The sequence below is a fragment of the Cupriavidus sp. 01T418 genome (assembly GCF_056398885.1).
In genome coordinates this window covers 252,663-274,954 of record NZ_JBFTQG010000005.1, presented here as the reverse complement: position 1 = coordinate 274,954, position 22,292 = coordinate 252,663, and the positions used below count along the sequence as shown (strand labels likewise).

The 22,292-nt window shown below is 60.2% G+C and carries 22 protein-coding genes; 10 read left to right on the top strand and 12 right to left on the bottom strand.

Translation table 11 applies throughout. The features are described from left to right. Positions 1-18 precede the first annotated feature (18 nt). Together AC1DQ3_RS08695 and AC1DQ3_RS08690 are read left to right on the top strand one after the other, a co-directional pair. Complete coding sequence (locus tag AC1DQ3_RS08695) at positions 19-924, top strand: hydroxymethylglutaryl-CoA lyase (protein ID WP_477119772.1); 906 nt, start codon at positions 19-21, stop codon at positions 922-924. Between the two features lie 120 nt (positions 925-1,044). Continuing rightward, positions 1,045-2,049, top strand: coding sequence for a zinc-binding alcohol dehydrogenase family protein (locus AC1DQ3_RS08690; protein WP_477119771.1), 1,005 nt, complete (start codon positions 1,045-1,047; stop codon positions 2,047-2,049). Positions 2,050-2,088: 39 nt separating this feature from the next. Here the strand turns inward: AC1DQ3_RS08690 and AC1DQ3_RS08685 are convergent, their stop codons facing one another. Beyond that, on the bottom strand, positions 2,089-3,018 hold the full coding sequence (locus tag AC1DQ3_RS08685) for a LysR family transcriptional regulator (RefSeq protein ID WP_477119770.1): 930 nt from the start codon (positions 3,016-3,018) through the stop codon (positions 2,089-2,091). A 276-nt stretch (positions 3,019-3,294) separates the two neighbouring features. Between AC1DQ3_RS08685 and AC1DQ3_RS08680 the strand changes: the two genes are divergently transcribed. From AC1DQ3_RS08680 to AC1DQ3_RS08670, 3 genes are read left to right on the top strand one after another with little or no spacing between them, the layout of a single operon-like run. Next, positions 3,295-4,200, top strand: coding sequence for an NmrA/HSCARG family protein (locus AC1DQ3_RS08680; RefSeq protein ID WP_477119769.1), 906 nt, complete (start codon positions 3,295-3,297; stop codon positions 4,198-4,200). Further along, positions 4,161-4,760, top strand: a complete 600-nt coding sequence (locus AC1DQ3_RS08675) for a carboxymuconolactone decarboxylase family protein (RefSeq protein ID WP_477119768.1) — start codon at positions 4,161-4,163, stop codon at positions 4,758-4,760. The genes AC1DQ3_RS08680 and AC1DQ3_RS08675 overlap by 40 nt, the downstream gene beginning before the upstream one ends. A gap of 45 nt (positions 4,761-4,805) precedes the next feature. Then, positions 4,806-5,660, top strand: a complete 855-nt coding sequence (locus tag AC1DQ3_RS08670; protein ID WP_477119767.1) for a pirin family protein — start codon at positions 4,806-4,808, stop codon at positions 5,658-5,660. A 55-nt stretch (positions 5,661-5,715) separates the two neighbouring features. Here AC1DQ3_RS08670 and AC1DQ3_RS08665 read toward each other — a convergent pair whose 3' ends face one another. From AC1DQ3_RS08665 to AC1DQ3_RS08635, 7 genes are all read right to left on the bottom strand, one after another. Further along, positions 5,716-6,504, bottom strand: coding sequence for an enoyl-CoA hydratase/isomerase family protein (locus AC1DQ3_RS08665; protein WP_477119766.1), 789 nt, complete (start codon positions 6,502-6,504; stop codon positions 5,716-5,718). A gap of 79 nt (positions 6,505-6,583) precedes the next feature. Then, positions 6,584-7,528 (bottom strand): alpha/beta hydrolase, encoded by a 945-nt coding sequence (locus tag AC1DQ3_RS08660; protein ID WP_477119765.1) that lies wholly within the window; start codon positions 7,526-7,528, stop codon positions 6,584-6,586. 5 nt (positions 7,529-7,533) lie between these two features. Continuing rightward, a complete protein-coding gene (locus AC1DQ3_RS08655) occupies positions 7,534-8,361 on the bottom strand; it encodes an SDR family NAD(P)-dependent oxidoreductase (RefSeq protein ID WP_477119764.1) in 828 nt (275 codons plus the stop codon). 11 nt (positions 8,362-8,372) lie between these two features. Then, positions 8,373-9,641 (bottom strand): Rieske 2Fe-2S domain-containing protein, encoded by a 1,269-nt coding sequence (locus AC1DQ3_RS08650; RefSeq protein ID WP_477119763.1) that lies wholly within the window; start codon positions 9,639-9,641, stop codon positions 8,373-8,375. 36 nt (positions 9,642-9,677) lie between these two features. Beyond that, positions 9,678-10,967: a Rieske 2Fe-2S domain-containing protein gene (locus AC1DQ3_RS08645; RefSeq protein ID WP_477119762.1), complete on the bottom strand. Its 1,290-nt coding sequence runs from the start codon at positions 10,965-10,967 to the stop codon at positions 9,678-9,680. Positions 10,968-11,004: 37 nt separating this feature from the next. Then, entirely contained in the window at positions 11,005-11,967 is a 963-nt protein-coding gene (locus AC1DQ3_RS08640; RefSeq protein ID WP_477119761.1) for a PDR/VanB family oxidoreductase, read from the bottom strand. A 44-nt stretch (positions 11,968-12,011) separates the two neighbouring features. Then, positions 12,012-12,455, bottom strand: coding sequence for a bacteriohemerythrin (locus AC1DQ3_RS08635; protein ID WP_477119760.1), 444 nt, complete (start codon positions 12,453-12,455; stop codon positions 12,012-12,014). Between the two features lie 451 nt (positions 12,456-12,906). Here AC1DQ3_RS08635 and AC1DQ3_RS08630 point away from each other — a divergent pair, with 451 nt between their 5' ends. Further along, positions 12,907-14,070 carry a porin gene (locus tag AC1DQ3_RS08630; protein WP_477119759.1) on the top strand — a complete coding sequence of 388 codons (1,164 nt, stop codon included), beginning with the start codon at positions 12,907-12,909 and terminating at the stop codon, positions 14,068-14,070. A 151-nt stretch (positions 14,071-14,221) separates the two neighbouring features. Next, positions 14,222-15,025, top strand: coding sequence for an enoyl-CoA hydratase/isomerase family protein (locus tag AC1DQ3_RS08625; protein ID WP_477119758.1), 804 nt, complete (start codon positions 14,222-14,224; stop codon positions 15,023-15,025). A 57-nt stretch (positions 15,026-15,082) separates the two neighbouring features. Here AC1DQ3_RS08625 and AC1DQ3_RS08620 read toward each other — a convergent pair whose 3' ends face one another. Further along, positions 15,083-15,781 (bottom strand): pirin family protein, encoded by a 699-nt coding sequence (locus AC1DQ3_RS08620; RefSeq protein WP_477119757.1) that lies wholly within the window; start codon positions 15,779-15,781, stop codon positions 15,083-15,085. 204 nt (positions 15,782-15,985) lie between these two features. Here AC1DQ3_RS08620 and AC1DQ3_RS08615 point away from each other — a divergent pair, with 204 nt between their 5' ends. Further along, entirely contained in the window at positions 15,986-16,927 is a 942-nt protein-coding gene (locus AC1DQ3_RS08615; RefSeq protein ID WP_477119756.1) for a LysR substrate-binding domain-containing protein, read from the top strand. Between the two features lie 132 nt (positions 16,928-17,059). Here AC1DQ3_RS08615 and AC1DQ3_RS08610 read toward each other — a convergent pair whose 3' ends face one another. Then, positions 17,060-18,079: a Bug family tripartite tricarboxylate transporter substrate binding protein gene (locus AC1DQ3_RS08610; protein WP_477119755.1), complete on the bottom strand. Its 1,020-nt coding sequence runs from the start codon at positions 18,077-18,079 to the stop codon at positions 17,060-17,062. Positions 18,080-18,407: 328 nt separating this feature from the next. Beyond that, a complete protein-coding gene (locus tag AC1DQ3_RS08605) occupies positions 18,408-18,923 on the bottom strand; it encodes a MarR family winged helix-turn-helix transcriptional regulator (RefSeq protein ID WP_477119754.1) in 516 nt (171 codons plus the stop codon). 190 nt (positions 18,924-19,113) lie between these two features. Here AC1DQ3_RS08605 and AC1DQ3_RS08600 point away from each other — a divergent pair, with 190 nt between their 5' ends. Beyond that, the gene (locus tag AC1DQ3_RS08600; protein ID WP_477119753.1) at positions 19,114-20,085 is read left to right on the top strand and encodes an amidohydrolase family protein; all 972 of its coding nucleotides are present in this window, start codon (positions 19,114-19,116) and stop codon (positions 20,083-20,085) included. Between the two features lie 82 nt (positions 20,086-20,167). Here the strand turns inward: AC1DQ3_RS08600 and AC1DQ3_RS08595 are convergent, their stop codons facing one another. Beyond that, positions 20,168-21,055: a LysR family transcriptional regulator gene (locus AC1DQ3_RS08595; RefSeq protein ID WP_477119752.1), complete on the bottom strand. Its 888-nt coding sequence runs from the start codon at positions 21,053-21,055 to the stop codon at positions 20,168-20,170. A 195-nt stretch (positions 21,056-21,250) separates the two neighbouring features. Between AC1DQ3_RS08595 and AC1DQ3_RS08590 the strand changes: the two genes are divergently transcribed. Next, a complete protein-coding gene (locus tag AC1DQ3_RS08590; RefSeq protein ID WP_477119751.1) occupies positions 21,251-22,288 on the top strand; it encodes an Atu2307/SP_0267 family LLM class monooxygenase in 1,038 nt (345 codons plus the stop codon). The last annotated feature ends 4 nt before the right edge of the window (positions 22,289-22,292 follow it).

Genomic DNA, 22,292 nt, shown 5'->3' with positions numbered 1-22,292 from the left:
CAAAACCAGGACATTGACATGCCCCGCAACGTGAAAATCGTCGAAGTTGGTCCCCGCGACGGACTGCAGAACGAAAAGACGCAGGTAGCCACCGACGTCAAGGTCGAACTGGTCAACAGGCTGTCCAACGCGGGCATCGTCAATGTCGAGGCCGCATCGTTCGTGTCGCCGAAGTGGGTGCCGCAGATGGCCGATGGCATCGATGTGATGGCGCGAATCGACAGGCGCCCCGGCACGCTGTACTCGGTACTGACGCCGAACATGAAGGCCTTCGAAAGCGCCATCGCTTCCGGCGCCGACGAGGTGGTGATCTTCGGTGCGGCGAGCGAGGCGTTCTCGCAGAAGAACATCAACTGCTCGATCGCCGAATCCATTGCACGCTTCGAGCCCGTGGCCGCGGCAGCAAAGGAAGCCGGCGTGCGACTGCGCGGCAGCATCTCGTGTTCGCTCGGTTGCCCGTATCAGGGCGAGATTCCGGTCCACGCCGTGGTGGACGTGGTGCGCCGCATGCGCGAACTCGGCTGCGACGAAATCGATATTGCCGATACGATCGGGGTTGGCACGCCGGGCAAGGTACAGGAAGTGATGCGCGCTGCTGCTACCGAGTTTTCGATCGATGGCCTGTCGGGCCATTTCCACGACACCTACGGCCAGGCGCTGTCGAACATCCTGGCCAGCCTCGAAGTCGGCATCGGCATCTTCCACGCATCTGTAGCAGGCCTTGGCGGCTGCCCCTATGCCAAGGGCGCTACCGGCAACGTGGCGACCGAGGACGTGCTGTACATGTTGCACGGCATGGGTCTGCACACCGGTATCGAACTCACTGACGTGGTGCGTGCCGGCGACTATATTTCGCAGGCGATTGGCCGCCCCAACAACTCGCGCGTCGGCAAGGCGCTGCTCACGAAGTGGGCGTCCCGCTAGAGCGAGTCAGCTTGCGTGTAGCGCCGGCCTCGCCGTCGCCTGGCCTTGCCACAGAGACATGCGCACAGGTTCGCCGGAGGCAGCAGTTTTCGGTACCCGGATATGGAATTGGAGAAGCTTATGAAGGCTGTTGGATACAACCTGAAGGGCGGGCTCGAGGTCTTGACCGATATTGAACTTCCCAGACCCGAGCCTGGCCCGCGCGATCTTCTGGTCAGAATAAAGGCGGTCTCGGTGAATCCCGTCGACGTCAAGCGCCGTCGTTGGGAAGATCCTTCCGAGGGCACGCTTTACAGGGTGCTGGGCTATGACGCGGCAGGCATCGTCGAAGCGGTTGGAAGCCGGGTTACCCTCTTCAAGCCTGGCGATGCGGTCTTCCACGCGGGTGCGATGGACCGGCCCGGTACCAACGCGGAATTTCACCTTGTTGATGAGCGGATTGCCGGTCCCAAGCCCAGTTCATTGTCGTTCGCCGAAGCTGCGGCCTTGCCGCTCACTTCCATCACCGCCTGGGAGATGCTTTTCGATCGCATGAAGCTGCCTTACGGCTCCCGAAGGCCGTGCGGAACACTGCTCGTACTGAACGGTGCCGGTGGGGTGGGATCCATGATGATCCAGCTTGCGAGCCGCCTTACCGGCCTGATCGTCATCGCAACGGCGTCTCGCCCGGAGACCGCCGAGTGGGTGCGCAAGCTCGGCGCCACGCATGTGGTAGATCACAGCAAGCCAATTGATGAAGAGATAAGGGCAATTGGTCTTGATGGCGTCGACTATGTCGCGGCAATCACCTCGACGCCAGGGAGCGTTCACAGCATCGTCCGCGCGATGAACCCCCAGGGCCATATCTCGCTGATCGACAACTTTGACGATAGCATCGCGCCCTTCAAGGAGAAGAGCATCACGGTGTCCTGGGAGATGATGTTCACACGCTCCCTGTTCCAGACAGCAGATATGGACGCGCAACATCGGTTGCTATGCGAGGTATCGGCACTGGTCGATGCCGGCGTACTGAAAACGACGCTCACGCACGCAAGCGGTCCTATTAACGCCGAGAAACTCCGCATTGCTCACAAAGCGATCGAGACGGGCAGAGCAATCGGAAAGACGGTGCTCGAAGGCTTCTAGCACCGGCCGCCCCGAAGCCCAGGCGCCGCCGCGAGCCGCTCAGTCTGGTCGGCTGGCATGATTCCGTGAGGGGTTTGTCATCGCTTCGCCCAGTTTCTCCACGAGAAATTCGGCGAAGACCGCTACTGCGGGCGGCACCGGTGGGCGGCTCGTGTAGACGAGTTGCAGACAGAAACCGGAGCTGGCGCGCCGATAGGTCGGCAGCACGCGTACCAGTTTCCCCTGCGCGATGACTGGCTCAACGATTAACTGCGGCAACAGCGCAATACCCAGTCCAGCGATACAAGCCTGCGCCAGCACTCGCATGTCGTTGACCGCGAACAGGCTGTTGATCGACACTTCCTGACTACCACGTGGACCCTGCAGGCGCCACGTGTTGCGACCCTCGCGATTGGAAATCGTCAGACAGTCGTGTCCGGTCAGTTCACGCAGCGTCCGTGGGGCAGCGCGCCGTTCCAGATAGGCCGGACTCGCCGCGAGGATCATTGCACTCGGCGCCAGCCGACGTACCTTGAGGCCGCTTCGGGTCTCGACGCCCATGCGCAAGGCAAGATCGATGCGCTCGGCGATCAGATCGGACGGCGTATCGTCGAGCAGAAAGTCGATGCTGATGCGTGGATGGCGCGCGTAGAACTCGACCAACCATTCCATGCGGAAGAATTCGAACAGGCCGGCCATCGCGGTGACGCGAACCGAGCCGGACGGTGCCCCCTCATCTGCATGGAGTCGCCCGATCTCGAGGATCTGGTCAAGCGCCGGCGCATAGCGCTCGAACAGCGCCTGACCTTCCGTGCTCGGCGCGAGTTTGCGCGTCGAGCGATGCAGCAGACGTGTGCCGAGTTGCCCTTCGAGTTGATCGATGCGCCGGCTCAGCGTATTTGCCGGCATGCGCAGACGCCGCGCCGCCTCGGAAAAGCTGCCGGCACGGACGACCTGGACGAACATCGCCAGGTCATTCAGATCAAGCATGATATTTCTCCATAAATGGATTAATCAAATCCTATTTTACCGTCTAGTGCGAAGCGAATCTAATCTGGATACTTGAGGTGTCACACAGGAGGCGACCATTCGATGCTCAAGCGCGAAGTGTGCGGCGTCGACATGGTGGGCGGATTCGATCGCAGCGACTTCGGCATCCCGACCTTGCGATCACTCGTCTCGACCTTGCCTCGGCGAAGAAAGAGACCGCCGTGAGCGCTGCGTGAGGTAGCACCGCCCTGACAAAATACTCCCCGGAGAACAACCATGTCGAACACTCAGAAGCGCATCGCCGTCGTGGGCGCAACCGGCCAGCAAGGCGGCGCCGTTGTGCGCGCGCTGCAGGCCAGCGGTCAATTCAAAGTGCGCGCGTTGACGCGCAATCCGGCCAAGCATCCGAAGCTGGGTGACGAAGTCGTTCCGGCGGATTTCAATCGTCCGGAAACGCTTGAAGCCGCATTTTCCGGAGCACACGGAGTTTTCCTGGTGACCAACTCCTGGGAAGCGGGTACGGACGAACCCAGGCAGGCACGCGCCGCCGTCAACGCGGCGAAAGACGCCGGCGTACAGCACTTCATCTGGTCGACGCTCCCAAACGTGGAGGCGATCAGCCGCGGCAAGATCGATGTCCCGCATTTCACGGGCAAGGCGAAGGTCGAGCGTATCGTGAGCGAAGCCGGATTTGCCCACCACACGTTTGTGATCGTTTCGTTTTACTATCAAAACCTGCTCGGCGTAATGGCCCCGCAGAAACAAGCCGATGGCACCGCGGGTTGGGCGCTGCCGCTTGATCCCGAGCGGCGGGTCATCCATATGGGCGACATCACCGAACTCGGCCGCATCGTGGTTGGTGCATTCGCGCAGCCGGAACTCGCGGGGCACGGTGAACATTTGCCGCTTGTCGGCGATTTCCTGAGCTTCAACGAGATCATCGCCACCCTGAATCGTCAAGGAAACAAGTTCTCGTTCAAGCAAGTCCCGCGCGAGGTTTTTGCTGGCTCGTTCCCGGGCGCCGAGGCAGTCGCGGCGATGCTCGCCTACTTCGAAGCGCACACGTATCTCGGCTCGGAATCGCGCGACGCGATCGCGCTCGCCAACAAAGTCGCTGGCCAGCAGCCGACGAAATTTGCCGCATGGGCCAAAGCGAACTTCGCGATCCCGGCGGCCACCTGAAAACACATCTCACGAAGGTGCTAATACCCATGAGCCGGATTGCTACCCACACAGTCGAAGACGCACCCGGTGCGTCGCGCCCGCTTCTGCAAAAGATTGCCCGGTCTTCGCCTACGGGACGTCCCCTGAACGTGCATGCCCAGATGGCGCATTCTCCGGCGGTGCTGGCGGCGTACACATCGCTGCGCGCCGTGACCGCCGAGCACGGCACCTTGGATCAGAAGGTGAGCTGGGCGCTGAATCTCGCAACGGCGGCCACGATCGGGAACGACTACATGATTGGCATCGCCAGTCGATTCGCCGGCATGAATGGTTGGACCGAAGCACAGATCGCCGCCCTGCGGACAGGCAAGACGACGGGCGACGCCAAGGTCGACGCGCTCACCCGCGTAGTCAGCGAAGCGACTGCCAATTCGGGAAACGTCACCGACGCCACGTGGAAGGCCGGTCAACAAGCCGGCTGGAGCGATGAGCACCTGACCGAGGCGTTCGCGTTCCTGGGGCTGACGATGTTCACGGGATACTTCCTCAATTACGCGCAAACTGATACCGACATCTGATCAGGCACCTCATCAATGGCAAGTCACATACTTGGAGAACGCCCCATGAATGCCGTCATCCAAACGCCGCCCACCCCCCTCGTCGGTGTCGGCCGTAACGTGATCTTTCGCACGCGTGGTTACGCGCACGGACCGGTCGTCCGCATGGTCAGTCCCTCCGACGTCGGCAAGATGCTCAAGCCGTTCGTATTTCTCGATCTCGTCGATACGCAAGAGGCGCTTGGCCAACAGGGTTTCGGCTGGCATCCGCATTCGGGCATCGCTACGTTGACCTTGGCGGTGGAAGGGCAAGGTCGCTATGTCGAATCCATCGGCCACGAAGGAACGATGATGGCGGGCGACATCGAATGGATGAGCGCCGGTCGCGGCGTCTGGCATTCCGGCTTCGCCGTACCCCCGATCAAGGCCTTCCAGCTGTGGGTCGCCTTGCCGCCAGAGCGCGAACTGGCTCCCGCGTTCAGCCAACATCTTTCGGTCAACGAAATCCCGTCGGACGGCCCGGCCCGCGTGCTGCTCGGCCGTAGCGGCGAGGCGGTCAGCCCGATTGATGCACCTCCGGGGCTCAACTATTTCGTTGTACAGCTCAAGGCCGGCCAGCGCTGGACCTACCAGCCGCCGCGGGGCTACCTGGTCGGTTGGATCGCAATGTTGGACGGTAGCCTGTGCACGCCGGACCCAGTCGACAAAGGTGAGCTGGCCGTATTCGACCAGTCCGATGCGGCGATCGAATTCGAAGCTGTGACCGATGCGCACTTCGTGCTCGGTACGGCAATCCCGCATCCGCACGATCTCCACCTTGGCCACTACTCGGTGCACACCAGCCCCGCGGCGCTGAGCGAGGGCGAGCGCGAAATCGCGCGCATCGGTCGCGAGCTGCGCGCCAAGGGCGTGGTGAGTTGATCCGCCCTTTCGTAGTCGGAACGGGATTTACCCGTTCCGTAGCCCGCGCAGACTCTCAGCGGCCGATAAAAGTGACGGGAGCCGGCTCTGCACCGCGCTTGAATGCTTCCGCGCGTGCGGTGCGCCCCATCCTGGCATCTTCGGTGGTGTGAAGGCCCATGGTGATGTCGTGAAGCAGTGAGTCTGCTCCCGGCACGCCACCTGCCGACCAGGCCTTGAGCAATGCGCGAATGGCGGCGTAGGAGCGGGTAGGGCCGTTGCCGAGTCGACGCGCGAGATCAACGGCGAAGTTCTCGACATCATCCTCGGGCGCCACGAAAGCGGCAACGCCGAGTTGGCCCGCCTGGGCTCCCGACATCGGCTCACTGAGCATCGCATAACGCGCCGCCATGGCTCGGCCGGCTCGCTCAGCCAATCGCTGTACAGCGCCGGCGACGGGCGCCGAGCCCACGGACGCCTCGATACATCTGAAGGTGGCATTTTCCGCTGCGACAATGAAGTCGCAGGCCAACGCCAGTTCGAAAGCGCCGCCGAACGCTGCACCGCGCACCGCTGCAATCGTCGGGATTTGCAGCGCTTCGATGGATCGGTACGCGAGATGGATCTCGGAAATAAAGGTGCGCCAGGAATTGAAGTCCTTGTCAATGAAATCGAGGACATCGCCGCCCTGACTGAAGTTCGGCCCTTCGGCGCGGATCAGCAGTCCGCGAATGTCGGTTTCGCTTGCCTCATGGACAGCATCTCGCAGGCGGTCCGAAAAATCTGTCGCGATCAAATTCGACGGTGGATTTGCCAGGACTATGTGCCCAACGGATTCGTGTCGCTCAAAACGGATGGCTTTCATACGGTCTCCTCATAAAGATGGATGCTTATTTGCGTCGAAGCTAACGACTGGAATTCCCGCGGATGCCTGGCCGACATGACTAGCCGCTTTCAACCGCGGTGCGCAACATGTCGGCCACCTGGCGCTGGGCCAGTGCTGCCGCGTCGAGCTTGCCGCGCATGCTGTAGAACGTGTGCACCATGCCCTGGTACCGTACGCAGGTCGCGGCAACGCCCGCTTCAGCCAGCTTCATGGCATAGGCTTCCCCATCGTCGCGTACGGCATCGCACTCGGCGGTGATCACGATGGCCGGCGGCAGGCCGGCATGGCTGTCGGCAAGCAGTGGCGATAGCTTCCACGCAGACGGAGGCACGCCGTGATTGAGCGCGTATGTACGGAATGCATGCGCCACGTCGTCCTTGCGTTGCATAAATCCTTCTGCGTAGCCGGACAAGGAGTCCGCTTCCTGACGCGCGTCCGTGGCGGGATAGACAAGCGCTTGCGCGAGTAGCGGAGGGTTTGCGTGGTCCCGAGCGAGCAGGCAGACGACGGCGGCAAGGTTGCCGCCCGCCGATTCGCCAAACACTGTCATCCGCGCAGCTTGAAGTCCGTGCTGGTGGCCGTGCCTGGCGACCCAGCAGGTGGCCGCCCAGGCATCGTCCAGCGCTGCGGGGAAGGGATGTTCCGGCGCAAGTCGGTAGTCAACACTAACCACAGCCAGCCCGGAGTCCTTGGCCAGGTTTCGGCACACGGCGTCGAAGCTGTCGAGGTTCCCCATCAGCCATCCGCCGCCGTGAAAGGCCATCGTCACGCCGGCGGCGCCGTCCGGCTGGTAGATGCGCAAGGGGACCTCGCCATGAGGCCCGGGAACCGCCAGATCGAAGACGTTGTCGATGCTCGGACCAGGCACGCGCGCTGCAGTGCGCGCGGCCATGTCGGCACGCGTTTCCTGAACGCTCATCTGCGCCATGCTCGGCTTCGTCGCGGCAGCCAGGGCGATGGGCCGCAGCAACGGATGGATCTGATCTTGGGGAGAAGATGTCATCGTGCTCAGGGAGTCGGGGTTTCCGAGGGGCCGAACGTCACTTTGGGAAACTTGGCCATGACCCCAACGCCACCATCGACTTCAATGATTTCGCCAGCCATATGGGCACTCAGATCGGAAGCCAGGAACAAGAGCGGGCCCGCGATCTCCGCCGGCGTCGCGGGCCGTCCCAGCGGAATCACTTCGCTAATGGCCGCCCATGCCGCTTCGCCGAGGCGCTGGTTCAGTCTTGGCGTCCGAACGAATCCTGGCGACACGGCGTTGATGCGTACGTTGTAGGGGGCGTACTCGGCACCGGCGCACCTCACCAGGTGATGCAAGGCCGCTTTCGAGGTCGCATAGGCTGTCTCATTCGGGATCGCGCGATTGCCAGCAAGGGAGCCGACAAACGCGAAGCTGCCTCCGCCGTCGGCTTTCATCATCTCCCCACCGATCTGGATAGCCAAATACGCGTGGCGCACGACAATGTCAAACTGCCGGTCCCAGGATTCATCATCTACTGCCGAGAAAGGCTTGATGCCTGCGACTCCGATAATGTCGACGACCCCGTGTACGCGACCGAAATGCTCGCGCGCCGTGTCAAAGACACGTTGCACGTCGGCTCGCTTGGTGGCATCGGCTACACAGGGGATACCGCCGACGGCTTCGGCGATGTTTCGGGCAAGCCCCTCATCCTGGTCGACGCAGAGAACGCGCGCACCGGCTTGTGCGAGAGCGTGTACGGTCTGCTCGCCGATACCTTGCCCTGCTCCAAGCACGACGAAGCCGCGCCCATCCAACCGCAGAAGGGACAGGTAATCGGGCGTGTCTTTACTGATGCTATGGTCTGTCATGTTTGCTCTCTTCAGGCTACCGGTGCTTCACGATGGGATGGCAGCAGGTCTTGCCATGCCGCGCCCTCTTCAAGTTGGGTGTCGCAAGCGCTCACACCGCGCAGGTCGAGACCGACCGCACGGAGCGGCCCGTTCTCCATGGCATGCTTGACCGATTCCAGCAGCACGCGTCGGACCCGGATCACAGCCTGGTCGGCCGGCACCAGGTGCTCGCGCGAGCGGTCATAGAGGGGCCCCTGGGAAAGACCGATTGTGGCGTCCTCCACCTCCACGCCGCGCAATCCAGTCCAGTTTTCCCTCATGCGTGCGCGGTCCTGGCCGAAAGAGTCCGCCCAGCTGGCCGTGAACGTGCAAGTCTGCCGGTTGTAGTACTGCGGGTTGTCGAGGCCAAGCAGTTCGATGATCCTGTCTTCATTCACCGGCTCATTCCCGTGCACTACGAGGAAGGTACTCGTATGCGTATCGTCTTCCGGGACTTCAAGGACAGTGAACTGGAATGCCGGCGCAGGAATGATACGTCCGTACGGGACGATGAATGGCACCACGCGAGCGTTCAGGGTCCGCGGCGTATTGGTCTTGCGCAGTGCCACGTAGTGGAAGCCGAATGCCGTGTCCTCGATCTTGAGCGCCGGCTCCAGATCGTTGGAGACGAGTGCCGCCGGGTTGATGGCATCGGGGTTAGGCGTGAATGCGTCATCCTTCCAGCCAGGTCGTGCCATGTTGGTGTGGAGCACACCTACGTGCGAGCTGTCCTCGCCGCCCTCCACGAGTTGCAGGTAGTTGCAGGCAACGTTGACTCGCAAGACTACACGATGTTCGGGATCGGCATCCATGAAGGCATAACGTGAGAACGCGGGCTGCAGTTCCTTGGGACCGACATAGGCCCAGACGATGCCACCTTCCTCCCGCACGGGAAATGCCGGCGCCTTCATACGGGCGGTGTACTTTGGATCCGCGTGGTTCGGTGTCTCCATCACAGCGCCCGCCGCGCTGAACTTCCATCCATGATAGAGGCAGCGGATACCGCCTTCCTCGACGCGTCCGAGTGCAAGCGACGCACCCCGATGCATGCATAGCTCTTCGAGAAAGCCGACCTGGCCATTCGAGTCGCGAAAGGCGACGTAGTCCTCGCCGAGCAGTCGGACGCGCAGCGGAGCGCTGTCGGGCTCCGGCAATTGCGCGGACGTGCATACCGGATGCCAGAAGCGTCTCATCATGGCCCCGCCTGGCGTATCCGGGCCGACACGGCAAAGCAACTCATTTTCTTTTTGGTTCAACATGCGGAACTCCTTGACTAACGATTTCCATTGACTGTATTACGGGCGTGCGCGGAGCGAGGAAGTGATCTGGTGGTGTGGGACCAGCCCGCGCCAGTCCTCATCCAGGCCGATTTCGGCGGACACGCCAATCGCTCGACCTGCCTCTGCACGCAACGCCGGAATCTCCTGTTGGTCGCGACCTGCCCGGGCGGCCGTCAACAGGCATCGATGCAGTCGGCTGATCGCCATGTCCGCACTGCATAGCAGCTCCTGTGACCTGTCGCGAATCGTGCCGCTTGAGATGCTGCATGCAGCGTCTTCCTGCGTGATGCTGTCGAAGCCGGTGAAATGGCCGTTGCGCTGCCGGGCTCGATCCTGCCCGAATCCGTTGGCCAGGGACATCGTGCTCGGTGAGTCACAAGTGTCCTGCGTCATCCCATACTTGCTGAGTGTCGGATCATCGAGCCCAACGAATGTGAGCTGCAGTGTGCGCAACGGCTCGTCTCCTATCCGTTTCTCAGCGTCCCACCAGATGTGGAAGAAGTTGCAACGCTCGTCGTTGACGGGAACTACCGCCAGCAATAGATCGCCGTTTGCATTGGCGATAAAGCACGGGGCAATGAACGATGTCACGCGGGCAATTCGCTTCTCATTGCTTTGCCGAATCGCCACATAATGAAAGCCGAAGTCCGTTTCATCCGCTTCGATGATGGGCGCCGCGTCGAACTGCATGTGCGTCGTCTTCTTCGCGTAGTCGAGATCGGAGTCATTGGTCTTCGACAGTGCCGATCCGTGAAGTACGGTCAGGTGGGACGAGTCGACCAGTCCCTCGATGACCTGAACATAGTTGCAGTTGACGATAGCGCGAACATTGATGCGATTGGAATCCGGCAGATCCATGAACGGCCAGTGGGGGAACGGCGGCTCTTCGCCCCGAGGACCCAGGTAAGCCCAGACGATGCCGCCAGTCTCGCGAACGGGATAGGTTCGGCCTTTGATGCGATCCTTGAACTTGGGGTCGGCAACGTTGGGCGTCTCCAGCACGGTTCCGTCAACCGCAAACTTCCAGCCGTGATAAATGCAGCGCAGTCCATCGCCTTCCGATCTGGCCAACTGCATTGACGCGCCCCGATGCAGACATCCCTCAGCGTAGAGGCCGGGACGCCCCTGCTGGTCACGCCATGCGACAAATCTTTCGCCAAGGACCTCGATGGTCTGAGGCTCCCCGTTTGGTGTAGGCATATCGGATGATTGCGCGACCGGCAACCAGAATCGGCGCATGGCGTTGCCCATGGCAGTGTTTGGGCCGGTGCGGCAAATCAGTTCGTTATCCTGCCTGCTCAGCATGTTGATCCCCTTTCTTCAGTAATGACGACTGGTAGATTCAAAGTTCGACCAGCAGTCGTGTAGTCTTTGCGCGGGAACAGCACGGCATGAAGCAGTCATTGCGCTCGTGTTCCTCGCTCGTGAGATAAAGATCCCGATGGTCCGGCGTGCCGGACAACACCTTTGTCATACAGGTCCCGCAAACACCTTGCTCGCAGGAGAGAGGCAGGTCGAATCCGGCGTCCAACAGTGCGTGGGCGGCGCTCTGGCCTGCGGCGACTTTGATGACCTTCCCGCTGCTCTTGATCTCGATCTCGAATGGAGAGTCGCCCGTGTGGTCGATTGGTCCCGCGGCGAAATACTCGCGATGCAGGTGCGCTTCGTCCCAACCAAGCTCGCCCGCCGTCTGAAGGATGTGGTTCATGAAACCCGCAGGCCCACACACATACAGGTGCTTGTCGGGGGAGGGGGCGCCGATTGCGGAGCGTGCATCAAGTTGTTGCTCAGGGGCTGCATCGTCGATATGCACCTGTACCTGATCGCGAAAGCTTTCGGTTTGTAGACGGTCGACAAAGGACATCCGCGATAACGTGCGGCCGCAATAGTGCATCTCGAAGGCGCGGCCATCGCGTGCGAGCTGCTGCGCCATGCAGAGGATGGGGGTAATGCCAATACCGCCAGCGAAGAGAAGAGAACTGGCCTTCTCGCCATGCAGGGCGAAGTGATTGCGCGGGGGACTGATCTCGAGCATGTCTCCTTCGCCAATCGTATCCACGAGTGTCGCGGAGCCGCCACGTGATTCTGGCTCACGCAGCACGCAGATCCGATAACACGAGGGTTCCGTGGGCAATTCGTACAGGGAGTACTGTCGTACCAGCCCTCCGGGCAAATGCACATCAATGTGCGAACCGGCCTCGAATGCCGGCAGGGATGCTTCCGCTACTGGTGTGAGCTCGTAGCCGGCAATGCCTTGGGCTAGTAACGTCTTCGCGGTGACTTTCACTTGCAGCAAACTATCCATCACAATTCCAATATCTTCCGTGGAAGATTAAAAGGCAAAAAAAATCAGCCGATGGCAGCGCGTCGACGCTGTATGACCACTGGGGAACCGCCCAGTTGGCGCTGGACCAGCCAGCGCGCGAGACCCTGGTCCATAACGCGCACATGTTCCGGAAACCAGTCCACCAGCGCCTGCGCAAAGGAGCGTACTACCTGGGTTCGCCCTTCAGCCAGCATCGCGCGCACTTCGGATGCGGACTTGAGAACCGCCGCGTGCTCGTCGATATGGCATCCCGCTGATCCGTAGACAGTCTCACGCATCGCAACATCCTCTTCGCCGAAATGGCGATGCGCGTGCTCGGTAAAGCTGTTCAGTGCTTGCCCAAGCTGATCGTCCTCGACCGTCAGCAACGCATGCACACATTCGACAAACTCCCGATGCGTTTCGTCCATCGTTCGATGGTCGAGCGAAAAGTCGTCCTGCCAGGTAAAGCCGGGGGATTCGGTCATATGCGTCCTCGATCGCAATCGCATCCAGACAGGCCAACCGACCAATTTGCAAACGATCGGTACTCTGCCATCCGCAAAAGGAAAGCTGGGTGCTCCGCACGGCATTAATCCGCGTGAGACTGACTTTGCTTGCCTCTCCGCTCTGACAGATAGTGCTCTATCCGTCAGCCTTTCGTGAGCGGCATCGATGATGGGTCCATCGGTGGAGCGCGCAAAAAAGGCTTCCATGGAAGAATACGAAGCAAAACGGGATGTGTCGACTTAGGGAAAACACTGACAAGCACGCGATGTTGTGCATTACAAGCGAAAAGCCACGTATTTCCAAGGAAGAGGGGCTGGCGCAGACCGTGACTCAGGGAAACTCTGTAAGCGAGCTTCATTGACTTTGAATCATTCCTCTATCAATCTTCCGTGGAAGATAACATTTCCCACAAATGGAGGAGAGAAGGAGATGAAACTACGGTCAACTCGGCTCAAGCGCCGACTCCGGCGGCCGTTGGCGCGCTGCGGGCTGGCTCTTGCTGCCATGGTCGTCAGCGGTGGTACGCATGCCTACGATGGGGGTGCGCTGGCGCCGGGTCTCACGTTGTACGGTCTTATCGACACGGGCATCGAGTACGTGAGCAATGTGGGCGCGCAGAAGTCGAGCGTGATACGCATGCCGTCCCTTACGTCTTCGTATCCATCACGATGGGGCCTGCGTGGCATCGAAGACCTGGGTGGCAGTTACAAGTCGATTTTTGTTCTGGAATCAGGTTTCTCGCCGAGCCAGGGCACCGCGAACCAGAATGGCCGCCTGTTCGGGAGACAGGCATACGTAGGGCTGATTGGGCCATGGGGAGCAGTTTCCGTAGGCCGCTTGTATTCGCAAATCTACTACTCCTTGATCGGCGACACGTTGGGCCCCAATATTTTTGCGGCCGGTTTGCTCGATACCTATCTGTCGACCGCACGCGTTGACAATGCAATTGACTATACCGTCACATTTTCCGGCTTCACGGTAGGTGCTACCTATTCGTTTGGACGTGACGCCGTGGCACCTGCGGCAGCCGGAGGATGCGCAGGGGAGTCGCCTTCAGACTATCGGGCCTGCAAGGCGATGTCGGCATTGGTGAAGTACGAAGCACCGACCTGGGGTGTGGCCGGGGCCTTCGATCGAAACTATGGCGGCGGTGGTGCCGGTTCCCCACTGCCCAAGAGTTCGCAAACCGATACGCGTCGTCTCATCAATGGCTATGTGAAATTTGGAACCGCAACCGTCGGTGCAGGCTTCCTTCGCCGCAATAACCAGGGCTCTGTCGCGCCGGGCATTCCAGATGCGACCAGCGACTACTGGTGGATCGGCGCGAACTATGTTCCTATTCCACAAGTCTCGCTTGATTTGCAATATGGGCACCTCATGGTGAAGGCCAGTTCTACCGGAGCATCCGTGATTGCAGCACGTGCGACGTACCTCTTGTCCAAGAGGTCGGCGGTGTACGTTACCGCCGGGCGCGTATTCAATCAACGCGACGCAAGCTTCACGATTGATGGTGGCGCCGCGGGAACGGTTTCGACTCCTTTGCCCGGTGTTGACCAGACAGGTTTCCTGGTCGGTATTCGCCAGAAGTTCTGAGAGCATTCCGAGAGCCATCGGTCAGGTAGTCGCCAGCATCCATTTGCAAGACATTTTGCCGAGACCGGAGGAAGTACTTCGGACAGGGCGGGGCGCTGGTATTTTTAAACAACCTCATTGGCCGGTGCAAGGCCGGCGACAGGAGAATCCAATGGAAACCAAGACGAGTTCTTCGGTCATTTCTATCGTGGACAATGGCATAGGCATTGTGACGCTGAATCGGCCTGATACGCTCAATGCCATCAATCATGAGCTCGCGGCTGCGTGGGCGAGTGCGATTGAACGGGTGGTGAATGATACGGCCGTACGCGCGATCCTTCTGCGCGCTGAGGGGAAGGCCTTTAGCGTAGGTGGTGATCTCGCATTCTTCAGCGAGAATCTTGGCCCTGGCCTGGCGCCTCTGCTCGGAGACGTCATTGACCTGCTCAATGCCTCGGTGCAGCAGTTGCGCAACTCGGGCAAGCCAGTTGTCAGTGCTGCCCAGGGTGCGCTGGGCGGCGGTGGCATAGGCCTTGCACTCAGCGCCGACGTGGTTATCTGCGACGCGAGCCTCAAGATGCGTTCCGGCTATGCCGCCATAGGCCTATCGCCAGACGCGGGGGCATCCTGTTTTCTCGCGGAGCGCATCGGTGAAGCGCGGGCGCGCGCACTATTCATGACCAATCGCACGCTAAGCGCGGAAGACTGTGCCGCACTCGGCATCGTTGATCGAATCGTCTCAACCGAATCCCTGCAGGACGAAGCGCTTGACATGGCGCGTCAGCTGGCTGACAGGTCGGAAACCTCAATGGAGGTTATCAAATCGCTCTGCAATACCCTGCGCGGCGACGCGCTTGCCTCGCGACTATCCGCCGAGCGCGACGGCATGATGCGCTGTGCGGCAAGTCTGGATGCAACGGAAGGCATCAGCGCCTTCGTGGCGAAGCGGAAGCCGCTGTTCGGGAAATCCGCTTGACCCAGGTGTATGGCCGCAGGGCTCCACGCTCGAGCGCCGGCGTTTCATCAATGTCGTTTATCCGGCATCGACGAGAACGAATTCGGAATCCTCGATGGCAAGAATCTCGATCGTCTCTTCCTCCGAGATGGCGATCCCATCGCGTTCCTCGACTTGCAGGCCGTTTACCGTGACGGCTCCTTTCGCGACAACAAGATACGCGTACCGTGTCTGCGCTATCGTGTAAGCGATGGTTTGCCCGGCCTGGATCAGTGCGCCTAGTACGCGAGCATTTGCATTGATGCGCACCGCCTCGCGATCGTCAGGAAAGCCACTAGCCAATGGCACGAGTTGGCCGGCCCGATCTGCCCTCGGAAATGGCTTGGATGCCCACCGAGGCTCGATCCCCCGTTGGATCGACCGTAGCCAGATCTGGAAGACCCGTAGCGGTGTGGTGCCAGGGTTATATTCCGAATGGCGTATCCCTCGACCGGCGCTGAAGGCCTGGACGCTGCCTGCGGTGATCTGTCCACGGCTGCCCAAGGTGTCTTGATGCTCAAGTAGCCCCTCCCTGACATAGGTGACGATCTCCATGTCGCGGTGGCCGTGCATCGGGAAGCCGCTTCCCGGAGCGATCTCATCGTCGTTCCACACGATCAGGTCGCCAAGCGCGGTATGTTGGGGGTTCCCTTCGGCGCTGACGGCGAAGTGGTACTTTGCCTTCAGCCAATCCAGATTCGTTCTATCAAGGGATGCCCACGGGCGAAGCTGCAGCATGATTGGCTCCTGTACGCTGGTTGCAAGGTGGAAAGACTTCGGTTCATGAATACGTTGAGGCCCGCCGGTTTTGTCGAAGCCGAAAATCGACGGGCAATCGAGGTCCTTAGGTTATCCCTGGAAGCAACAGCTGGAACAGGTGGCAAGGCAGAACGGATCTTTGCCTACAATAGAACAATCAACTAGTTGCCAATGAGGCACGCCGTGTCCCCCGTCAGTGACCTGAACAACTTGTATTTCTTTGCGAAGGTTGTCGAATGCGGTAGCTATACCGCTGCGGCTGAGGCATTAGGGCTTCAAACATCCAAGCTGAGCCGACGTATCGGGGCGCTGGAGACGGAATTGGGGGTGCGCTTGCTGAACCGGACAACGCGAAGGTTGTCGCTGACCGAGGCTGGCAGGACGTTCCATCGGCACTGCACCGCGCTAATCGCGGAGGCGCAGGCGGCGAAGGACTCGATCACCCAGACCCTGGCCTCTCCTCGTGGATTGGTGCGGGTAAGCTGCCCGACGGGTCTGCTACAGAGCGGGGTCGCAGAGATACTGAACCGATACCTGGAGGCGTGGCCACAAGTTCAGCTCGCATTGGACGCAACCAATCGCCGGGTGGATGTCGTTGAGGAGGGGGTGGACATTGCAATCCGGGTACGCGTTCCGCCGCTGAAGGACTCCGATCTCGCAATGCGGACGCTTTGTCCTACCAGCATGGTTTTGGTGGCCAGCCCTAGCCTTGTGCGGGCTCTGGGGGAGCCGCAATCACTGGATGACATTGGACGAATGCCAACGGTCTCGATGACCAGTGCCGGGGACAGGCATGTATGGCAATTCCGCGATGCGGCCGGGAGGCAATCGGAGTTGGCGCATGAGCCCCGACTGAAGACCGACGATCTCTACACCCTCCGCCAGGCAGCCCTGATCGGGGTGGGCATTGCGTTCCTGCCGGAGATGCTGATTTCCCAGGATATTGCGGATGGCGGGCTTGTCAGGCTACTGCCCGATTGGGGAGCACAGGACGGCATAGTCCATGCCGTATTCCCGTCGAGACGAGGAATGGTACCTGCGATCAGGGAGTTGCTCGATTTCCTGGTTGTCTGCTTTAGTGAGCAGCAGCAATCTGCTTTGGTCGGTATTCGTCATAAATTCTGAACCGGGGCGGTTCGCCCGCATCCATTTGCTCTGAAGGCCGGAGATTCCTTCCGCAAGCGGGCCACATTCGGCCCTGGCGCCGTCAGGCGACGGCGCCTTATTCAATGCAGCTTTATCAGCCGTGGCCAGGCCCTAGTCCACACGCGTGCCAGTCGCATCGATGACCTTCCGATACTTCGTCGTGTCTTCCTTGATTTGTTGGGCGTACTGCTGTTGCGAGCCGGCTCGAATCTCCCAACCCAGCGCTTCGAGCTTCTGTTTGACGTCAGGCGACGCCATGGCCTTGACAAGGCCGTCGTGCAGACGGCTTGCCACGCTCTGCGATGTGCCCGGCGGTAGTACGAAACCAATGCCGACGGCGACGTCATAGCCTGCCACGCCAGATTCCGCCATGCTGGGCACATCCGGCATAACGGTTGCCCGATTCCGCGTGGTGACCGCGATCAGACGGATCCTCCCCGTTGCCAGATAGGGGCGGAGCGAAGACAGTGACGCAGCTGCTACGTTGACCTCGCCCGCTGCCAGTGCCACGGCAGCAGGCGATGCACCCTTGTAGGGAACGTGAGTCAATTTCATCCCGGTTTGCAGCGCCAGCGACTCGACACTCAGGTGATGGACGCTGCCGATCCCAGTACTGCCATATGAGAGAGGATGCGTCTTGGCGTACGCAATCAGTTCCTTGACCGAATGGATCGGCAGCGATGCATTCACTGCCAGGAACAGCGGCGTAGTCACCGCCTCCATGACCGGGACGAATGGCTTGCTGGTATCGTATGGCAGCGTCTTGTAGAGGCTCGGGTTGATTGACAACTGGCCAGTGTCGGCTGCGAAAAGGGTGTAGCCGTCGGGATTGGCGCGCGCGACGAAGCCGGCGGCAACTGCGCCGCCGGCGCCGGGCTTGTTTTCGACCACCACAGGTTGCCCAATCTGGACGGACAATTGTTGTCCGACCAGGCGGGCGATGGTGTCTACGGCACCTCCCGGTGCCATTGGCGCAATCAAGTGAATCGGCTTGTCCGGAAAACTCTGCGCAAATGCGCAGGCCGCGGATAGCGCGATCGCAGCCAAGGCGACACCACCCAAGCCTTTGCTCAACGCGCGGGCCAACAAGCTTCGGGAACGTTTGGCAGGAATTGGATTCATCTTGGACATGTATCTTCAAATGGAGTGGCCCGGCAATGTCGCCCGGATATGGTAAGTAGATACATCGTATGGCTGTATACTAATTGCTGTCAAGCCGCCAGGATGCGATCGGTTGATTGCGGCAGCAGGAGCCGCGTCAGGGTGAACGCCTCGCGGCACGAGAGGTGAAGTCGCGGTATGGAGGGCCGCCGTAGGCCAAGGTACGACCCCTCCACAGTTGCAAGCTCGTGGACAGTAAAGCGCGCGAAGCGACATGTCGAACAGGGTCAGCCAATCTCTGAGGACATGTCAGCCTGAACAGATAGCGGCGGCGATCATGTCGCGCGTCGAGGCGGCGCTACTCCAAATTGTTCCAGACTTTCACCAGCAATTTGCGCAGCGTCGCGCTTTCATCCTTGGTCAAGCCTTTGATCGCCAGCTTTTCGATCTCCGGTGCAATCGGCATGAGTACGGCTTCCAGTGCATGCCCGGGCTTGGTTAGATGGACATTCCAGCGGCGCTTGTCTTCCTCGCAACGTTCTCTACGGATCAGCCCTTTCTTTTCGAGCGACTCCAGCAGTGCCGTCAACGACGCCTTTTCAACGCGGATACGCTGCGCAAGTTCGACCTGACTATAGCCATCCTCTCGCCATAGGGCACGCAACGCCGTCCATTGCCCAGAGGAAATGTCATGCTCCAACAGGCGTTCCGAGAGCACGCGTGCAAATGCACGATGCGCATGCCGGACAAGATAACCCAGGGGTTCGTGCTCAAACTCTGCGTCGACAGGGCTGGCATCGGCGGTTGACTGATCCCCGGTTGCTTCAGGCATTTTTCTGCGCGTGGCAGGCAAGGCGAGCTTGGTCGCGTTCATGATCGTCGGATACGGAAGTGAAGGAGGGTGGCCCGCCAAGGGGCTGTTGCCATACATAGTATATATACATACCGTAAGACGCAAAACCATGTGGTGCGGTAAGATGGCATATGGTATCGTGCCATACGATATCCGGTTATCCAGTCGCTGCTGGACCACAGGTGTGAGCGCCAACATGGCAGGAGGAAGAATGAAGATTGATGTACATGCACACTTGCTGGACAAGGACTACCTTGAGGCGCTGGTGACGCAGATGGGTTTATCAGTGTCACGTAACGGCGAGACCGGGCAAACCTTTCTGCGAAAGGGAAAAACCACGGTCGCATGGTTTCGGGATGCGTTTTTGGATCCGGCCGAGCGGGTGCGCACAATGGACCACCTGGGCATCGACATGCGGATACTCTCTTTATCCAGTCCCAGCGTGTATGACTGGCCTGCGGAGGAACAGGTGATATGGGCTCGCCGCATCAATGACGCCAATGCCCGCATGCGGGACTTGCACCCACAGCGATTCAGAGGGCTGGCAGTGCTGCCGATGGGGGACGTGAAGGCCGCGCTGGACGAGATGAATCGCGCGATCGACGGACTAGGCCTGGTCGGTATCGCGATGGGGTCCAATATAGGTGGTGCTCCGCTGAACCATCCCGACTTCGAGGCGTTGTGGGCGGAAATCGATCGGCGCCGGTTGCCGGTGGTCGAGCATCCGATGCCACCGCTGGGCGCGGACCACATGGATGAGTTCGAACTGCCAATCCGGGTGGGCTTCATTTACGAGACGACCACGGCGCTGACGCGGATGATTTATGCCGGGATCTTCGAGCGCTATCCGAACTTCCCGTTCGTCATCGCGCATACGGGCGGGTCGCTGCTTACGTTGCTGGAGCGGTTGGACAACGGTTATCGGATCTTTCCGGACTGTCGCAAGCACATTACGCGACTTCCCAGTGAATTTGCGCGTCAATTGTATTACGACACCTGCTCGTTCTACGGCCCTGCCATCATGTCTGCGCGCGAGATCGTCGGCCCGGAACGGCTCCTGTGGGGCGCCGACGATCCCTTTATCGGCGCCGACATGTCGCATGTGACGTCCCTGGCGATACCAGAGCAGGAGAAGGATCTGATCCTGGGTGGGAACGCTGCACGGCTGTTCAACCTGGGTTAGCCTTGAGTGAACACGTCACGGAAGCTCCGGGGGCGCCGATCGATTGATCGATTGATCGATTGCGGCGGGGGGCATTCATCGGTCATGCGCGAAGGCGCTCTATGAACCAGCGACCTGCGGGGCCGGGTGGCGACGCCACGGGATAGACAGCCGACATCTGCACGCTGAGCCCTCCCCGCGGCACCTCATCGATCTGCAGCTCGACAAGACGGCCAGCATCGATGTCGTCCCTGACGGTGTGTAGAGGCATCCCGCCCCAACCGAGACCATTGAGCAGGAAGGCATGCTTGGCGAACAGATCTGCCAGGCGCCAGGTCACACCGGAGAAAACGCCAGACTCTATTCCAACCGAGAGGTCTGATCGATCGGTTAGCACGAGCTGGGTATGACGCGCCAAATCCTCTTTTGCTATTGGGCCATGCAATGCAGCTAGTGGGTGGCTCTGCGCAGCCACCATGACGAAGGCGACGCTGGTTAGTCGCTCGGACGCCAGGGTCGATGGCACGGCAGACAGGGAGCCGACCACGCCTACAGATGCCCGGCCATCAAGAACTGGCTGGTATGCACCGCCCAGTGCCTCGACGTAAAGTCGCAGTGGCACCTCCGGAAAGCGCTCTCTGAATTCCTTGGCCGCGTCGGTGATCGCCTGGATTGGGAAGAATACGTCAACAACGACAGAGAGCTCAGGCTCCAGGCCTTTGGCCATTCCCTTGGCGCGGGCTTTCATTCCATTTACCCCTGCCACGATGCTGCGTGCATCAGCGAGCAATACCGTTCCCTCTGCGGTGAGTCTGGGGTATCTACGGCTGCGGTCGAACAACGCCACGCCTGTCTGATCTTCCAGATCAGCGACCAAGCTGCTGACCATGGACTGGGCTCGGTGCAGCTTCCTTGCAGCAGCCGAAAAGCTACCTTCATCGACTGTTGCGATGAACGCCCGGAGTTGATCCAAGGACACACCGTCAAGCATATGGAAACTCGTGAACTATCTCTGATGGAGATGGATAGTATCGGAATATAACATCTATTCAGGGGGTGTCAAGCGTGAGAAATTGTGCGCAAGGATTCAATTAAACCCAGTTCCGTGCGCGGGCGTTCCCGCTGCAAGGGCACGAAGATACGCCAGACTCTCCATGAATTTGGCAGTTAGAAAATGATACTCAACATGGAAATTGGAATTGACAGTTTTGCAGCCGTTTTCCCGGAGTCCGGCTCAGGCCGTTGGACATCGCCCCAGGACCGCATGTCGGCGCTTATCAACGAGGTCGAGATAGCCGATCGAGCCGGGCTCGATATTTTCGGTATTGGCGAGCACCATAGAAAGGAATTCCTGGATGCTGCCCCGGCGGTAATTCTCGCTGCAGCGGCTGCACGGACCAGGAATATCCGGCTGACGAGCGCGGTAACGGTACTGAGTGCCGCCGATCCCGTGCGCGTCTTTCAGGAGATCGCTACGGTCGACCTCATTTCGAATGGGCGTGCGGAGATCGTGGTCGGCCGAGGATCGTTCGTCGAAGCCTATCCTCTCTTTGGTTTGCGGCTGCAGGACTATGACGAGCTATTCAGCGAGAAGCTGGAGCTTCTTCTCGCGCTACGCGAGAACACGCATCCGAAATGGTCTGGCCGATTCCGCGCGTCGCTTGACGGTCAGGGGGTGTTTCCACGACCTGTGCAACCGCGGATGCCAATATGGCTTGGCGTGGGAGGAACACCTCAGTCCTTCGTTCGCGCTGGCTTGCTCGGCCTTCCTCTCATGGTTGCCATCATTGGGGGGAGTTTCGATCGCTTTCGGCCCCTTGTGGATCTCTATCGCCAGGCCGGCGCCCGAGCCGGTCATCCACCGCAGGCTCTGAAAGTCGGGGTCCATGCCATCGGATTTGTCGGCGAGACCACCAAGGCGGCCAGGGACGCATTCTTTCCTGGATGGGCTTACATGTTCAGCGAGATCGGACGCGAGCGTGGCTGGTCCCCCGTGACGAGAGCGCAGTTTGACGCAATGTGCGGCCCCGAAGGGGCGTTCCTGATCGGAGATCCAAAAGAGGTGTCAGCCAGAGTCCTTCAGGTTGGCGAGGCGCTGGGCGGGATCTCGCGCATTACGTTTCAGATGAGTGCTGCGTCGCTGAATCCTTCCGCCATGCAGCGGTCGATTCAGCTTCTTGGTACCGAAGTCGCGCCACGCGTACGCGACGCATATAGAGGGTGACGCC

Excerpts from the sequence above, each read along its gene's own strand:
- AC1DQ3_RS08670 (WP_477119767.1), top strand. The coding sequence starts at position 4,806 with ATGAATGCCGTCATCCAAACGCCGCCCACCCCCCTCGTCGGTGTCGGC.
- AC1DQ3_RS08630 (WP_477119759.1), top strand. The coding sequence starts at position 12,907 with ATGAAACTACGGTCAACTCGGCTCAAGCGCCGACTCCGGCGGCCGTTG.
- AC1DQ3_RS08645 (WP_477119762.1), bottom strand. The coding sequence starts at position 10,967 with ATGCTGAGCAGGCAGGATAACGAACTGATTTGCCGCACCGGCCCAAAC.
- AC1DQ3_RS08635 (WP_477119760.1), bottom strand. The coding sequence starts at position 12,455 with ATGACCGAATCCCCCGGCTTTACCTGGCAGGACGACTTTTCGCTCGAC.
- AC1DQ3_RS08660 (WP_477119765.1), bottom strand. The coding sequence starts at position 7,528 with ATGACATCTTCTCCCCAAGATCAGATCCATCCGTTGCTGCGGCCCATC.
- AC1DQ3_RS08665 (WP_477119766.1), bottom strand. The coding sequence starts at position 6,504 with ATGAAAGCCATCCGTTTTGAGCGACACGAATCCGTTGGGCACATAGTC.
- AC1DQ3_RS08690 (WP_477119771.1), top strand. The coding sequence starts at position 1,045 with ATGAAGGCTGTTGGATACAACCTGAAGGGCGGGCTCGAGGTCTTGACC.
- AC1DQ3_RS08675 (WP_477119768.1), top strand. The coding sequence starts at position 4,161 with ATGGGCCAAAGCGAACTTCGCGATCCCGGCGGCCACCTGAAAACACAT.
- AC1DQ3_RS08680 (WP_477119769.1), top strand. The coding sequence starts at position 3,295 with ATGTCGAACACTCAGAAGCGCATCGCCGTCGTGGGCGCAACCGGCCAG.
- AC1DQ3_RS08650 (WP_477119763.1), bottom strand. The coding sequence starts at position 9,641 with ATGTTGAACCAAAAAGAAAATGAGTTGCTTTGCCGTGTCGGCCCGGAT.
- AC1DQ3_RS08625 (WP_477119758.1), top strand. The coding sequence starts at position 14,222 with ATGGAAACCAAGACGAGTTCTTCGGTCATTTCTATCGTGGACAATGGC.
- AC1DQ3_RS08600 (WP_477119753.1), top strand. The coding sequence starts at position 19,114 with ATGAAGATTGATGTACATGCACACTTGCTGGACAAGGACTACCTTGAG.
- AC1DQ3_RS08655 (WP_477119764.1), bottom strand. The coding sequence starts at position 8,361 with ATGACAGACCATAGCATCAGTAAAGACACGCCCGATTACCTGTCCCTT.
- AC1DQ3_RS08610 (WP_477119755.1), bottom strand. The coding sequence starts at position 18,079 with ATGTCCAAGATGAATCCAATTCCTGCCAAACGTTCCCGAAGCTTGTTG.
- AC1DQ3_RS08695 (WP_477119772.1), top strand. The coding sequence starts at position 19 with ATGCCCCGCAACGTGAAAATCGTCGAAGTTGGTCCCCGCGACGGACTG.
- AC1DQ3_RS08595 (WP_477119752.1), bottom strand. The coding sequence starts at position 21,055 with ATGCTTGACGGTGTGTCCTTGGATCAACTCCGGGCGTTCATCGCAACA.
- AC1DQ3_RS08640 (WP_477119761.1), bottom strand. The coding sequence starts at position 11,967 with ATGGATAGTTTGCTGCAAGTGAAAGTCACCGCGAAGACGTTACTAGCC.
- AC1DQ3_RS08590 (WP_477119751.1), top strand. The coding sequence starts at position 21,251 with ATGGAAATTGGAATTGACAGTTTTGCAGCCGTTTTCCCGGAGTCCGGC.
- AC1DQ3_RS08605 (WP_477119754.1), bottom strand. The coding sequence starts at position 18,923 with ATGAACGCGACCAAGCTCGCCTTGCCTGCCACGCGCAGAAAAATGCCT.
- AC1DQ3_RS08685 (WP_477119770.1), bottom strand. The coding sequence starts at position 3,018 with ATGCTTGATCTGAATGACCTGGCGATGTTCGTCCAGGTCGTCCGTGCC.
- AC1DQ3_RS08620 (WP_477119757.1), bottom strand. The coding sequence starts at position 15,781 with ATGCTGCAGCTTCGCCCGTGGGCATCCCTTGATAGAACGAATCTGGAT.